The sequence below is a fragment of the Jiella sonneratiae genome (assembly GCF_017353515.1).
Taxonomy (GTDB): domain Bacteria; phylum Pseudomonadota; class Alphaproteobacteria; order Rhizobiales; family Rhizobiaceae; genus Jiella; species Jiella sonneratiae.
In genome coordinates, this window is record NZ_JAFMPY010000040.1 from 1 (window position 1) to 14,203 (window position 14,203).

Below are 14,203 nucleotides of genomic sequence, written 5' to 3' on the forward strand. Positions count from 1 at the left end.
CGAACCCTCCGCTGATCGCGAGGTGAATCGGACCACAAACCGGCGGAATTGGGAATCCGAAATCGCAAGAAACCCGGTGTCAAAACCCAGCTTTCCTGCAAAATCGAAACCTTGCCGAAGCCAAAAAGCCAAACCCTATCAAGCCGTTATCGATACTTCACGGATGACTTCGAACGATGGCACATGACCTCGTCGGTGCCGAAAAGGCGCTGTCCTCTCAGCTACCGATCTCCCCCCTTGCGGGGGAGATGCCGGCAGGCAGAGGGGGGTATGGCGTAGCGACCGGCGAAAAATGCCCGGCCTCGCTCGAGGCCGGGCCTCTACCCCCGCTCGATCGCCTCCGCCGGATAAAGCCGGTCGAGCAGCGGCAGGTGCTTCGCCCCGCGCTCGACGAGGAACTGCTTGAAGGCCTTTTCCGCCGGGGCGGCGATGCGCTCCTGCCGGCAGACCGCATACCACTGCCGGCGGATCGGCATGTCGACGACGTCGAGCACTGCGAGCCGGCGCATCTCGACCTCGAAGGCGATTGTGTGCGCCGAGATGAAGGCGATGCCGAGCCCGGCCATCACCGCCTGCTTGATCGTCTCGTTCGAGCCCATCTCGACGCTCGCCACGGCGAGCCGGTCGAGATCGGACGCGAAGAAGGCCTCGAGCGCCATGCGCGTGCCCGATCCCGGTTCGCGGATGATGATCGTCTCGGCGAGGAGCTTCTCCCGGCCGATGTCACGCTCGCGCGCCAGCGGGTGGGACGGCTCGGCGATGATGACCAGCGGATGGTCGCCGAAGAAGATCGATTCGACCGGAAACTCCAGCGGCGGGCGGCCCATCAGCGCGACGTCGAGCTTGTAGTCCTTCAGCTCGGCGACGATGTCCCGCCGGTTGCCGACCCGAAGTTTCACCTCGATCTCGGGATGGCTCTGCCTAAAGGCGGCGATCAGCCGGGGCGCGAAATATTTTGCCGTCGAGACGACGCCGAGATGGATCTTGCCCGAGCGCACGCCCTTGATCGAATCGATCTCGTCGCCGAGGGCCCTCAGGCTGGTCTCGATGGCGTTGGCCGCCGCGAGCACGGCCTCGCCGGGCACCGTCAGCCGCATGCCCTCGCTGGTCCGGTCGAAAAGCGCCAGACCGGCTTCTTCCTCGAGCTGCTTCACCTGGAGAGTCACCGCCGGCGCCGTCAGCCCTAGTTGCCTTGCCGCCGCGGCGATGGTTCCGTGCCTCGCGATCGCCTGAATCGATCGCAACTGACGAAGCGTGAGGTTGCGCATGTCCCCCTAGTTAGTTTGATTTACGGCTTGCGTAAAGATAATAAATTTTACTTACCCGGTCAGGACGCCCATGCTCACTTTTGACGGAGCGAGCGGGGCGCAGAACCTCGCAGCTCGATGGAGGAAGGCATGGCATCGTCCCTGGACGCTCATCTCGGATCTCAATGCGGGAGCGACCCCGTCAAGCGGCAGGTCGCCGACACGATCCGCAACCTTTGCGGCGCGGCGGTCAAGCTGCGCAACAAGATCATCGCCGGCGGCGAAGGCCACGGCCAGGCGCACGGGGCGACGAATGCCGGCGGAGACGTCCAGAAGGAGCTCGACGTCGTCGCCGACAGGCTGTTCATGGAGGCGGCCGAGGCTTCGCCGCTCGCCTTCTTCGGCTCGGAGGAACAGGACGAGGCGGTTCCCCTGAAGCCGGACGCGTCGCTGGCGATGGCGATCGATCCGCTCGACGGTTCGTCGAATATCGAGACCAACGTGTCGATCGGCACGATCTTCTCGATCCTCCCGGTCGACGAGGAGCATCGTGCCGACCCCTCGAAGGTGTTTCGCCAGAAGGGCTCGCGGCAGCTCGGCGCCGGCTTCTTCATCTACGGGCCGCAGTTGCTTCTGGTCATGTCGATGGGCAACGGCACGCATGTCTTCATCTTCTCGCCGGCCTTCGGCGGCTTCGTCGAGATGAAGACCTCGATCGCGATCGTCGACAAGGCCAAGGAATTCGCCATCAACGCATCGAACTACCGGCAGTGGGACCAGCCGATCCGCAGCTACATCGACGACCTCCTGGCGGGAAGCGAGGGCCCGCGCGAGCGCGACTTCAACATGCGGTGGGTCGGCTCGCTGGTCGCCGACTGCTACCGCATCCTCCTGCGCGGCGGCATATTCCTCTATCCCGGCGACGGCCGGAAGGGATATGCCAAGGGTCGGCTGCGGCTGGTCTACGAGGCCAATCCGATCGCCTTCTGCGTCGAGCATGCCGGCGGCCGGGCGACGGACGGCACGACGCCGATCCTCGACCTCGAGCCGGAAGGCCTGCACGACCGCACGCCGCTGGTCTTCGGCTCGAAGCGCGAGGTGGAACGGGTCGGCCGCTACATCGCCGATCCGTCGGCGCTGGCGGAGCGCTCGCCGCTGTTCGGCAAGCGCAGCCTGTTCAGGGCCTGAGGCAATTTTGCCCGGCGTGTCGGGAGCCGCGCCGGGCCGGGAGGGAACGATGTCCGCCAAGCATCCGATCATCGCCATCACCGGCTCCTCGGGGGCGGGAACGACGTCGGTGAAGAAGATATTCGACCAGATCTTCCGCCGCGAACACGTGCGGGCCGCCTTCATCGAGGGCGACGCCTTCCACCGCTTCGACCGCATGGCGATGCGCGAGAAGGTGATGCAGGAGGACGAGAAGGGAAACCGCAACTTCTCGCATTTCAGCCCGGAGGCGAACGTCCTGGAAAAGCTGCAGGAGGTCTTCCAGGACTACGGCCGCAAGGGCAGGGGCGAGACGCGCCACTACATCCACGACGAGGAGGAGGCGCAGGTCTACGGCGCCGCGCCTGGCACCTTCTCCGACTGGGCGCCCCTCGACGACGACAGCGACCTCCTGTTCTACGAGGGGCTGCACGGCTGCGTGAAGACGGATGCGGTCGACCTCGCCCCGCTGGTCGACCTGAAGATCGGCGTCGTGCCGGTGATCAATCTCGAATGGATCCAGAAGATCCACCGGGACAAGGCGACGCGGGGCTATTCGACCGAGGCCGTGATGGACACGATCCTCAGGCGCATGCCCGACTACGTGAAATACATCTGCCCGCAGTTCGCCCGTACCGACATCAACTTCCAGCGCGTGCCGATCGTCGACACCTCCGATCCGTTCATCGCCCGGTGGATCCCGACGGCGGACGAATCGATGATCGTCATCCGCTTCGCCAAGCCGCGCGGCATCGATTTTCCGTATCTGTTGTCTATGATCCCCGGGAGCTTCATGTCCCGCGCCAATTCGATCGTCGCGCCGGGCAACAAGCTCGACATCGCAATGCAGCTCATCCTGACGCCGCTGATCCTCCAGCTGATGGAAAAGAAGCGCCGGGCGTCCTGAGCTCGAACGAGTTTCCAAGGGAAGACATCATGTCCCAGACCGCCGACAAAGCACCGCACGAGATGGCCGGCGTCTCGATACGCGAAATGGCGGACGCCATCCGCGCCCTCTCCATGGACGCCGTGCAGAAGGCCAATTCCGGCCATCCCGGCATGCCGATGGGCATGGCGGACGTCGCCACCGTGCTGTTCTCGAAGTTCCTGCGCGTCGATCCGAGCCGGCCCGACTGGCCGAACCGCGACCGCTTCGTCCTGTCGAACGGCCATGGCTCGATGCTGCAGTACTCGGTGATGCATCTCCTCGGCTTTCCGGAAATGACCATCGAGGAGATCGAGAACTTCCGCCAGCTCGGCAGCCGCACGGCCGGCCATCCGGAATACGGCCATGCCGCCGGCATCGAGGCGACGACGGGTCCCTTGGGGCAGGGCATCACCATGTCCGTCGGCATGGCGCTCGCCGAGCGCATGCTCAACCAGCGCTTCGGCGACGATCTCGTCGACCACTACACCTACGTCTTCTGCGGCGACGGCTGCCTGATGGAGGGCATCTCGCACGAGGCGATCGATCTCGCCGGCCATCTGAAGCTCGACAAGCTGATCGTCTTCTTCGACGACAACCACATCTCGATCGACGGCGACACCAAGCTCGCCACCTCGATCGACCAGCGCGAGCGCTTCGAGGCGCATGGCTGGAACACCTTCGCCGTCGACGGCCACGACCACGCGGCGATCGAGAAGGTCATCGAAGAGGCCCGGCGGAGCGACAAGCCGGCCTTCATCGCCTGCCGCACCATCATCGGCTACGGCGCGCCCAACCTTCAGGGCACCGACAAGGTGCACGGCAACGCGCTGGGCAAGGACGAGGTCGCCGCGACCCGCAAGAACATCGGCTGGACGTCCGAACCCTTCGTCATTCCGCAGCCGATCACCGACGCCTGGCACAAGGCCGCCGACAAGGGCCGCGAAGCGCGCGAAGCCTGGGAAAAGAAGCGCGACGCCGCGGCGAACCGCGCCGCCTTCGAGACGCAATACGCCACCACCCTGCCGGAAAACCTCGCCGAGCTGATGGCCAAGGCGAGAGCCGACGTCGTCACCGACAAGCCGAACGTCGCCACCCGCAAGGCCTCGGAGATGGCGCTCGAGGTGATCAACGGCGCGACCGAGGTGACGATCGGCGGCTCGGCCGACCTGACGCCCTCCAACAACACCAAGACCAAGGGCCTGAAGGACATCGCGCCGGGCGACTATGCCGGCCGCTACATCCGCTACGGCGTGCGCGAGCACGGCATGGCCGCCGTCATGAACGGCATCGCGCTGCATGGCGGATTCGTGCCCTATGGCGGCACCTTCATGTGCTTCACCGACTATGCCCGCGGCGCGATCCGCCTGTCGGCGCTGATGGGAATCCGGGTGGTCTACGTCATGACCCACGATTCCATCGGCCTCGGCGAGGACGGCCCGACGCACCAGCCGGTCGAGCATCTGGCGATCCACCGCGCCACGCCCAACCTCCTCCTGTTCCGGCCGGCCGACGCGGTCGAGACCAACGAGGCGTGGGAGATCGCCCTCGGCGAGCACAAGCGGCCGTCGGTCATGGCGCTGTCGCGCCAGGGCGTTCCGACGGTCCGCGCCGGCTCGGTGTCGGAGAACAGGACCCGCAAGGGCGCCTATGTCCTGAAGGACGCCGACGGCGCCCGCGACATCACCATCCTGTCGACCGGCACCGAGGTCTCGATCGCGCTCGAAGCGGCAAAGCAGATCGAGGCGAAGGGCCTGAAGGTCGCGGTGGTCTCCATGCCCTGCTGGGAACTCTTCGAGGAGCAGGACGCGGCCTATCGTAAAGGGGTGCTGGGCACGGCGCCGCGCATCGCCATCGAGGCCGCGGCCCGGCTCGGCTGGGATCGCTGGATCGGCGAGGAGGGCCGGTTCATCGGCATGAATTCCTTCGGCGCCTCGGCGCCGGGACCGGAGGTCTACAAGCATTTCGGCATCACCGCCGAGGCGGTCGTCGCGGCCGCCACCGAGATGCTGAAGCCCTGATCGCGTGAATTTCTGAAATTCGCTTCGGGCCGGGTCGGCCGGTCCGAAGCAGCAGGACCGACAGCCGCGGGGATCGCCGTTCCCGCGGGAGGGGAGGCCGTGCGCGAAACGGGAGGTGTTTCGCCATGGCATGGATCACGCCGAGACGGCTGCCCGCGGGAGAACCACCGACGGGCATCGGAGGATAGACGGGCGACCACCAAGGGAGAAGGTGCAATGGACAGCGCAACGCAGACCGTCACCGGCAAGGACCGCTACAAGTCCGGCGTCATGCAGTACAAGCAGATGGGCTATTGGGAGCCCGACTACGAGCCGAAGGACACCGACCTCGTCGCCTGTTTCCGGATCACGCCGCAGGACGGCGTCGACCCGATCGAGGCGGCCGCCGCCGTCGCCGGCGAGAGCTCCACCGCCACCTGGACGGTCGTCTGGACGGATCGCCTCACCGCCGCCGAGAAATACCGGGCGAAGGCCTACCGGGTCGACCAGGTGCCGAACGCCGAGGGCCAGTATTTCGCCTATATCGCCTACGACCTCGACCTGTTCGAGCCGGGCTCGATCGCCAACCTCACCGCCTCGATCATCGGCAACGTCTTCGGCTTCAAGCCGCTGAAGGGCCTGCGGCTCGAGGACATGCGGCTGCCGACCGCCTATGTGAAGACCTTCCAGGGGCCGGCGACCGGAATCGTCGTCGAGCGCGAGCGGCTCGACAAGTTCGGCCGGCCGCTGCTCGGGGCGACGGTGAAGCCGAAGCTCGGCCTTTCCGGCCGCAACTACGGCCGCGTCGTCTACGAGGCGCTGAAGGGCGGGCTCGACTTCACCAAGGACGACGAGAACATCAACTCCCAGCCCTTCATGGATTGGCGCGAACGCTTCCTCTACTGCATGGAGGCGGTGAACAAGGCGCAGGCCGCCACCGGCGAGATCAAGGGCACCTATCTCAACGTCACCGCCGCCACCATGGAGGACATGTACGAGCGCGCCGAGTTCGCGGCCGAGCTCGGCTCGACCATCGTGATGATCGACCTCGTCATCGGCTGGACGGCGATGCAGTCGATGGCGAAATGGGCCCGCCGCAACAACATGATCCTGCATCTCCACCGCGCCGGGCATTCCACCTATACGCGGCAGAAGAGCCATGGCGTCTCGTTCCGGGTCATCGCCAAATGGGCGCGGCTCGCCGGCGTCGACCACATCCATGCCGGCACGGTGGTCGGCAAGCTCGAGGGCGATCCGGCGACGACCCGCGGCTATTACGACATCTGCCGTAACGACTTCACCGAGAAGCGGCTGGAAAACGGCATCTTCTTCGACCAGCCCTGGGCGTCCCTCAACAAGATGATGCCGGTCGCCTCGGGCGGCATCCATGCCGGGCAGATGCACCAGCTGATCGATCTCCTCGGCGAGGACGTCGTGCTGCAGTTCGGCGGCGGCACCATCGGCCATCCGATGGGCATCGCCGCCGGCGCGACGGCCAACCGCGTGGCGCTCGAATGCATGATCCTCGCTCGCAACGAGGGGCGCGACATCGTGCGCCAGGGGCCGGAGATCCTCAACGAGGCGGCAAAGAGCTGCGCGCCGCTCAAAGCCGCGCTCGATACCTGGAAGGACGTCACCTTCAACTACACCTCGACCGATTCGCCGGACTACGCCGTCACGGCGACGGCGGCGTGAACGGGCCAGCGACCTTCAGGGAGAAACGACGATGCGCATCACGCAAGGCACCTTTTCCTTCCTGCCCGATCTTTCCGACGAGCAGATCACCCGGCAGGTGCAGTACTGCCTCGACAACGGCTGGGCGGTGAACCTCGAACACACCGACGACCCGCATCCCCGGAACACCTATTGGGAGATGTGGGGCCAGCCGATGTTCGACGTCGCCGACGCCGCCGGCATCATGATGGAGCTCGCCGCCTGCCGGAAGGCCTATGGCGACCGCTACATCCGCCTCTCGGCCTTCGACTCCAGCCATGGCTGGGAATCGGTGAAGCTGTCCTTCCTGGTCAACCGGCCGAGGGACGAGCCCGGCTTCCGCCTGCGCCGCCAGGAAGGTCCCGGGCGCAACATGCGCTACACGACGGAGCCATACGCGACCGACAAGCCCGAGGGCGAGCGCTACGGGGTGTGACCCCGACGAAAAGGGCGCCCTCTCTCCCCTGGAGGGAGAGAAAGCGATTTCATCGGCTTAGCGACGCAGTCGCTAAACGGTAGAAATCGCAAGAGAGGGGTTTCACCGTGTCCGTCTGCGCCTCCGTGGCAGACGTGGCCGAGTGATCTTACTCGCTTGACGTCGGCGTTGCGGACCAGCCGGTGAAACCCCTCTCTTGTCATTCTCAAGGTTTGGTCCTCGCTCTGCTCGGCCCAATTCCTTGGAATGACGTTCTCTCCCACAAAGGGGAGAGAGGGCGCCCTCCCATTTTCGCTCGCGCCAGCACGACCGCGGCCTCGGTGCGCGGTGGGGGCGATATCCTCAACGGGAGGTCATCCGATGAGCTATCTCGATCAGCTGAACAAGGCCGGCAAGCCGGAAGGCGATGCCGGAAAGCCGACGGCCGCTGCGTCCCCCATCGATGGCGGCCAGGCGAAACCGGCTACCGGCGCAGCCTCCGACCTCCCTCCCACCACCGTCGACCTCCGCCGCGAATACGAAGACGCCGGCGTCCGCGGCGTGCTCGAAGAGCTCGACCGCGACCTCGTCGGCCTTGCGCCCGTCAAGAAGCGCATCCGCGAGACGGCGGCGCTGCTCCTCGTCGAGCGGGCCCGGCGCAAGCTCGGCCTCGCCCACGAGACGCCGACGCTGCACATGAGCTTCACCGGCAATCCCGGCACCGGCAAGACGACGGTCGCCCTGAAGATGGCCGATCTCCTCCACCGGCTCGGCTACGTCCGCAAGGGCCATCTCGTCTCGGTGACCCGCGACGACCTCGTCGGCCAGTATATCGGCCACACCGCGCCGAAGACGAAGGAGATCCTGAAGAAGGCGATGGGCGGCGTCCTGTTCATCGACGAGGCCTATTACCTCTACCGGCCGGAGAACGAGCGCGACTACGGCCAGGAGGCAATCGAGATCCTCCTGCAGGTGATGGAAAACCAGCGCGACGACCTCGTCGTCATCCTCGCCGGCTACGCCGACCGCATGGACCGCTTCTTCGCCTCCAACCCCGGCTTTCGCTCGCGCATCGCCCACCACATCGACTTTCCGGACTATTCGGACGAGGAACTCTGCCGGATCGCCGTCGGCATGCTGGAGCGGCAGAACTACCACCTCGCGCCGGAGGCCGTCCCGGTGCTCGCGCGCTACGTCGAACGGCGGCGGGCGCAGCCGCATTTCGCCAATGCCCGCTCGATCCGCAACGCCCTCGACCGGGCAAGGCTCCGCCAGGCCAACCGGCTTTTCGAGACGGCAAAGGGGCCTCTCGGCGCCGCCGCCCTGTCCGAGATCGCGGCGGAAGACATTGCCGCAAGCCGCGTCTTCCTGCAAAAGCCCGGCCAGACGGCCGCTCAAGGCCCCGCCGCTTCCGCCGACGAAGAGACACGACTATGACCCGCCCGATCGTCATCGCCCCCTCGATCCTTTCCTCGGATTTCTCGCGCCTCGGCGAGGAGGTCGCCGCGGTCGACGCCGCCGGCGCCGACTGGATCCATCTCGACGTGATGGACGGACATTTCGTGCCGAACATCACCTTCGGCCCGCCGGTCATCAAGGCGATCCGCGGGGCCTCGGCGAAGGTCTTCGACTGCCACCTGATGATCGAACCCTGCGACCCCTACATCGAGGCCTTCGCGGCGGCCGGCTGCGACGTCATCACCGTCCATGCCGAGGCGACGACCCATCTCGACCGCTCGCTGCAGGCGATCAAGGCGACCGGCAGGAAGGCCGGCGTCGCGCTCAACCCGTCGACTCCGGAGGAGGTCATCCGATACGTCCTCGACCGGCTCGACCTCGTGCTGCTGATGACCGTCAATCCGGGTTTCGGCGGTCAGGCCTTCATCCCGGCCGTCTGCGACAAGATCGCACGCGTGAAGAGGATGATCGGCGACCGGCCGATCGACATCGAGGTCGACGGCGGCATCGCGCCGGAAACGGTCGGCCAGGTGGTCGCCGCCGGCGCCAATGCCTTCGTCGCCGGCTCGGCGGTCTTCAAGGGCGGTACGCCGAAAGACTACGAGCGCAACATCGCGGCGATCCGCGATGCGGCCGCGGAGGCGGCGGCACGGGGGACGTGAGACTTTAAAGGGACTGGCGTCCCATTTACGCCTTGTCATCCCGGGCTTGACCCGGGATCCATTCCTTTGCCCTCAAAGCATCTCATCGGTGCAGAAAAGGCATTCCTCGCGTTGACGACCGTCCTTGCGCCGTCGACGATTTGGAATGGATCCCGGGTCAAGCCCGGGATGACGAAGTGTCCAGAAAGGTGCCTGCTTATCGGCCAAGCGAGGCATGACGAGGTGTCGAGGGGACCTGCTTGTCTGCTCAGGTCGGATGACGAAGTGTCAAGGGAGACGCCTGCCTGTTCTGACTGTCGGCAGCCGGGACCACCAGCGGACAAATTCCCGTGGACCAGCGCCACGATCCCGCGCCCCCTCCGACATCGCGCGGCGTCCTCAGCTTTCGGCGTCGCTGATCCGCTTGCTCTCGCCCTGCAGGAGGTCGATCAGCTTCGAGGCGTCGGCCTTGGTGAGGGTCTCGTCGAAGGGATGGCCGGTCTCCTCGCACAGCGTCTTGAGATAGGAAGCCTGCGCGCCGGTCATCGGCTCGCCGCCGGTGGTCCATTCGGCCGGGTCCTTCTCGGTGTTCGAGCCGGTATCTGCCTTGGCGTCGACGTTACTCATGGGTCATCTCCGGAACGGTAGGGTTGTTCCTGAAATGTTCTGGAGCACCGATGGTTCCGAACGCGGTTCGCGGCTGCCGTCCCCGCGTGCCGGCGACGGCAGATGCCCGACAGACGGCCGAAGGACAGCGGCGACGTCGCCTCGCTCCCTATTTCCCCGCGTCGCCCTGCTGGACGATCTCTCTTGTCGCGTCGAAGGCGATGTCCTTGTTGCGGCTCATGATATAGCGCAGGTCCCACTCGTCCTTGCAGAGATAGACCGGCCAGTCGTCGCGGTCGCGCACGACGTTGAGGGTGTTCTCGCGGACGAACTCCTTCAGCGCCCGCTCGTCGTTCGAGCGGATCCACCGCGCGACGTTGTACTGCACCGGCTCGAAGGAAACCTCGGCCTTGTACTCGCCGGCAATGCGCGCGGCGAGAACGTCGAGCTGCAGCGGGCCGACGACGCCGACGATGAAGTCCGAGCCGATGGTGGGGCGAAAGACCTGGACGAGGCCTTCCTGGGCGAGGTCCTCGAGCCCGCGGCGCATCTGCTTCATCTTCATCGTGTCGGCGAGCCGGACGCGGCGCAAGACCTCCGGCGCGAAGGCCGGCAGGCCGGTGAAGCGGAAGCTCTCGCCCTCGGTCAGCGTGTCGCCGACCTGCAGGGTGCCGTGGTTCGGGATGCCGATGACGTCGCCGGCATGGGCCTCCTCGGTCAGCGCCCGTTCCTGGGCGACGAAATAGATCGGGTTGGAGACGGCGATCGGCTTGCCGGAGCGCACGTGGTCGAGCTTCATGCCGCGCTTGAAATGGCCCGAGCAGAAGCGGACGAAGGCGACGCGGTCGCGGTGCTTGGGGTCCATGTTGGCCTGGACCTTGAAGACGAAGCCCGAGACCTTTTCCTCCGACGGATCGACCGGGCCGCGGTCGGAAGGCTGCGGGCGGGGCTCCGGCGCGTGTTCGGCGATGAAGTCCATCAGCCGGTCGACGGCGAAGTTCTGCAGCGCCGAGCCGAAGATCACCGGCGTCAGATGTCCCTGGCGGTAAGCCTCGGGGTCGAAGGCCGCATAGCCTTCCTGGGCGAGTTCGGCGGCGTCGCGGAAGCCCGCATAGGCGCTCTCGCCGAGCGCCGCGCGCAGCGCCGGGTCGTCGAGCCCGCCGGCATAATGCTGCGTCCTGTCGCTGCCGGCGAACAGGAAGTCGTTCTTCGCGAGATCGTAGCAGCCCTTGAACAGGCCGCCCTGGCCGACCGGCCAGACCATCGGCGCGACGGTCAGCGCCAGTTCCGCCTCGATCTCGTCGAGGATCTCGAACGGGTCGCGGCCCTCGCGGTCGACCTTGTTGACGAAGGTGATGATCGGAATGTCGCGCAGCCGGCAGATCTCGAAGAGCTTCTTGGTCTGCGCCTCGATGCCCTTGGCCGCGTCGATCACCATGATCGCCGAATCGACCGCCGTCAGGGTGCGGTATGTGTCCTCGGAAAAGTCGCTGTGGCCGGGCGTGTCGAGGAGGTTGAAGTTGATGCCCTCCTTCTCGAAGGTCATCACCGATGAGGTGACCGAGATGCCGCGGTTCTTCTCGATTTCCATCCAGTCGGACTTCGCCCGTCGGCCGTTGCCCTTGGAGCGGACGGCGCCGGCCATCTCGATGGCGCCGCCGGACAAAAGCAGCTTTTCGGTCAGCGTCGTCTTGCCGGCGTCGGGGTGGGAGATGATCGCGAAGGTGCGCCGCGTCTCGTAGGGGCGCCGCGCGCCCGGCCGGGCCGGCGCGGCGTCGCTGCGCGTTGCGGCGTCGCTTGCGAGGGTGCTCATGGGCTCACTTTCCGGTGCGTCTTCCAGCGGCCGGCGGCGACGGACGTCGCCCGCCGCGCCGGCGGCCGCCGGCGGTTTTGCCCCGCCGTCTACAGCATCGCGCCCGAAATCGGAACGATTTTCGAAGAAACGGAAGGCGCCCCCCGAGCCGCGAGCCGAACGCGGAGGGCGCCGCCGGCTCTCAGGTCTCGCTCTGGTGGCGCTGCAGCGCGTCGACGATCTCCTGCGGCCCGATCTGGCCGAGGATCTTGCCCTTCTGGCTGACGACGACCGAACCCCGCCCGCCGCTCACCGATTCCATCACCCGCTTCAGCGGCGTCGAGGGATCGGCCATCGCCGCGACGTTGGCGGGCGCGGCGTCCTCGCGGGTCACCGGCTTCATGACGTCGCCGGCGGTGAGGACGTTCAGCGGGTTCATGTGGGCGACGAAGTCGGAGACGTAGTCGTCGGCCGGGCGCAGCACGATGTCCTGGGCGGTGCCGATCTGGACGATCCGCCCGCCTTCCATGATGGCGATGCGGTTGCCGATCTTGAACGCTTCGTCGAGATCGTGGCTGACGAAGATGATGGTCTTCTTCAGCTTCTGCTGGAGATCGATCAGCTCGTCCTGCAGGCGCGTGCGGATCAACGGGTCGAGGGCAGAGAACGGCTCGTCCATCAGGAGGATCGGCGCGTCGGTGGCGAACGCGCGGGCGAGGCCGACGCGCTGCTGCATGCCGCCGGAAAGCTCGCCGACCCGCGAATGCGCCCAGTCCGAGAGGCCGACGAGCTCGAGCTGCCGCAATGCGCGCTCGCGCCGCGTGGCCTTCGCCTCGCCGGCGAATTCGAGGCCGAGCGCGACGTTGTCGACGACGCTGCGCCAGGGCAAAAGCGCGAACTGCTGGAACACCATCGCCACCTCGTGGCGGCGCAGTTCGCGCAGCCGCTTGGCGCCGCAGTCCTTCGGATCGACGGGCTCGCGGCCGGTGTCGATGACGACGCGGCCGCGGGCGACGGGGGCGAGGCCGTTGACGGCGCGGATCAGCGTCGACTTGCCCGAGCCGGACAGGCCCATCAGGACGGCGATCTCGCCCTCCGCGACCTTGAGGTCAGCGTTGGCGACGCCGAGCGTCGCGCCGGTCTCCTCGCGGATTTCCGAGCGGGTCTTGCCCGCATCGGCGAGTTCCAGCGCCTTGTCGCGGTTGCGGCCGAAGATGATCGAGACGTTCTCGAAGGATACGACGGTCTTGGTCACCGGCCTTTCTCCTCGACCCGGAAGAAGCGATCGAGGATGATCGCCAGAAGCACGATGGCGAGGCCGGATTCGAAACCGTCGCCGACATTGATGGCGTTGAGCGCGCGCAGCACCGGAACGCCGAGACCGGGCGCGCCGACGAGCGCGGCGATGACCACCATCGACAGCGACAGCATGATCGTCTGGGTGAGGCCCGCCATGATCTGCGGCAGCGCATAGGGGATCTCGACCTTGAACAGCCGCTGCATCGGCGTCGCGCCGAAGGCGTCGCCGGCTTCGAGGAGCTGGGTCGGGGTGGAGGCGATGCCGAGCCGGGTCAGGCGGATCGAGGCGGGCAGCGAGAAGATCACCGTCGCGACGAGGCCGGGCACCATGCCGAGGCCGAAGAGGATCAGCGCGGGGATCAGATAGACGAAGGTCGGGATGGTCTGCATCAGGTCGAGGATCGGCCGGATGACGGTATAGACCCATTCGCGCCGCGCCGCGGCGATGCCGACCGGCACGCCGATGACCATGCAGGTCGCGGTCGCCGCGATCACCAGCGCCAGCGTCTGCGTCGTCGCTTCCCAGTAGCCGAGATTGATGATGAGCAGGAAGCCGAGGAGGGTGAAGATCACCGGGAAGACGGAGCGCCGGGCGAGCCAGGCGATCAGGCAGAAGGCCGCGACGACGACGAAGGGATGCGGCCAGGTGAGGACGAAGAGGATGCCGTCGATCACCGCCTGCAGGAAGGCCGTCAGACCGTCGAAGACGGGGGTGAAGTTCGCCGTCAGCCAGTCGACGAAATCTTCGGCCACCTGGCCGATGGGCAGGGGGTGCGCGCTAAGCCATTCCACGTTGAGTTCGATCCTCTTCACTCAAGATACCGGGGCGGGGGGGGGGGGGGGGGGGGGGGGGGCCGCCCCCCCCCCCCGGGGGCCCCCGCCGGGGCGGCCCCCCCGCCCC

Annotated in this window: 12 protein-coding genes; 7 read left to right on the forward strand and 5 right to left on the reverse strand. The window is 66.6% G+C overall.

The window, feature by feature from the left end; all coding sequences use genetic code 11:
- Positions 1-320 precede the first annotated feature (320 nt).
- Complete coding sequence (locus J1C47_RS22250; protein ID WP_207353010.1) at positions 321-1,268, reverse strand: LysR family transcriptional regulator; 948 nt, start codon at positions 1,266-1,268, stop codon at positions 321-323.
- A 129-nt stretch (positions 1,269-1,397) separates the two neighbouring features.
- On the opposite strand from J1C47_RS22250, the gene J1C47_RS22255 reads away from it, so the two are divergent.
- The 7 genes from J1C47_RS22255 to rpe all read left to right on the forward strand — a co-directional run bounded on the left by J1C47_RS22255 (position 1,398) and on the right by rpe (position 9,626).
- Complete coding sequence (locus J1C47_RS22255; RefSeq protein ID WP_207353011.1) at positions 1,398-2,435, forward strand: class 1 fructose-bisphosphatase; 1,038 nt, start codon at positions 1,398-1,400, stop codon at positions 2,433-2,435.
- A gap of 49 nt (positions 2,436-2,484) precedes the next feature.
- Positions 2,485-3,360: a phosphoribulokinase gene (locus J1C47_RS22260; protein ID WP_207353012.1), complete on the forward strand. Its 876-nt coding sequence runs from the start codon at positions 2,485-2,487 to the stop codon at positions 3,358-3,360.
- Between the two features lie 29 nt (positions 3,361-3,389).
- Positions 3,390-5,399: a transketolase gene (gene tkt / locus J1C47_RS22265; protein ID WP_207353013.1), complete on the forward strand. Its 2,010-nt coding sequence runs from the start codon at positions 3,390-3,392 to the stop codon at positions 5,397-5,399.
- Between the two features lie 216 nt (positions 5,400-5,615).
- Positions 5,616-7,073, forward strand: a complete 1,458-nt coding sequence (locus J1C47_RS22270; protein ID WP_207353014.1) for a form I ribulose bisphosphate carboxylase large subunit — start codon at positions 5,616-5,618, stop codon at positions 7,071-7,073.
- Positions 7,074-7,104: 31 nt separating this feature from the next.
- A complete protein-coding gene (locus tag J1C47_RS22275) occupies positions 7,105-7,527 on the forward strand; it encodes a ribulose bisphosphate carboxylase small subunit (protein ID WP_207353015.1) in 423 nt (140 codons plus the stop codon).
- A gap of 360 nt (positions 7,528-7,887) precedes the next feature.
- Entirely contained in the window at positions 7,888-8,943 is a 1,056-nt protein-coding gene (cbbX, locus tag J1C47_RS22280) for a CbbX protein (RefSeq protein WP_207353016.1), read from the forward strand.
- Positions 8,940-9,626, forward strand: a complete 687-nt coding sequence (rpe, locus tag J1C47_RS22285; protein ID WP_207353017.1) for a ribulose-phosphate 3-epimerase — start codon at positions 8,940-8,942, stop codon at positions 9,624-9,626. Before cbbX ends, rpe begins: the two co-directional genes overlap by 4 nt.
- Before the next feature lie 378 nt (positions 9,627-10,004).
- Here the strand turns inward: rpe and J1C47_RS22290 are convergent, their stop codons facing one another.
- From J1C47_RS22290 to choW, 4 genes are all read right to left on the reverse strand, one after another.
- The gene (locus J1C47_RS22290; RefSeq protein WP_207353018.1) at positions 10,005-10,232 is read right to left on the reverse strand and encodes a DUF3072 domain-containing protein; all 228 of its coding nucleotides are present in this window, start codon (positions 10,230-10,232) and stop codon (positions 10,005-10,007) included.
- A gap of 148 nt (positions 10,233-10,380) precedes the next feature.
- Positions 10,381-12,024 carry a peptide chain release factor 3 gene (locus J1C47_RS22295; protein ID WP_207353019.1) on the reverse strand — a complete coding sequence of 548 codons (1,644 nt, stop codon included), beginning with the start codon at positions 12,022-12,024 and terminating at the stop codon, positions 10,381-10,383.
- A 181-nt stretch (positions 12,025-12,205) separates the two neighbouring features.
- Positions 12,206-13,258, reverse strand: a complete 1,053-nt coding sequence (choV, locus tag J1C47_RS22300) for a choline ABC transporter ATP-binding protein (protein WP_207353020.1) — start codon at positions 13,256-13,258, stop codon at positions 12,206-12,208.
- Positions 13,255-14,094, reverse strand: coding sequence for a choline ABC transporter permease subunit (choW, locus tag J1C47_RS22305; protein WP_207353021.1), 840 nt, complete (start codon positions 14,092-14,094; stop codon positions 13,255-13,257). Before choW ends, choV begins: the two co-directional genes overlap by 4 nt.
- Positions 14,095-14,203: the final 109 nt, after the last annotated feature.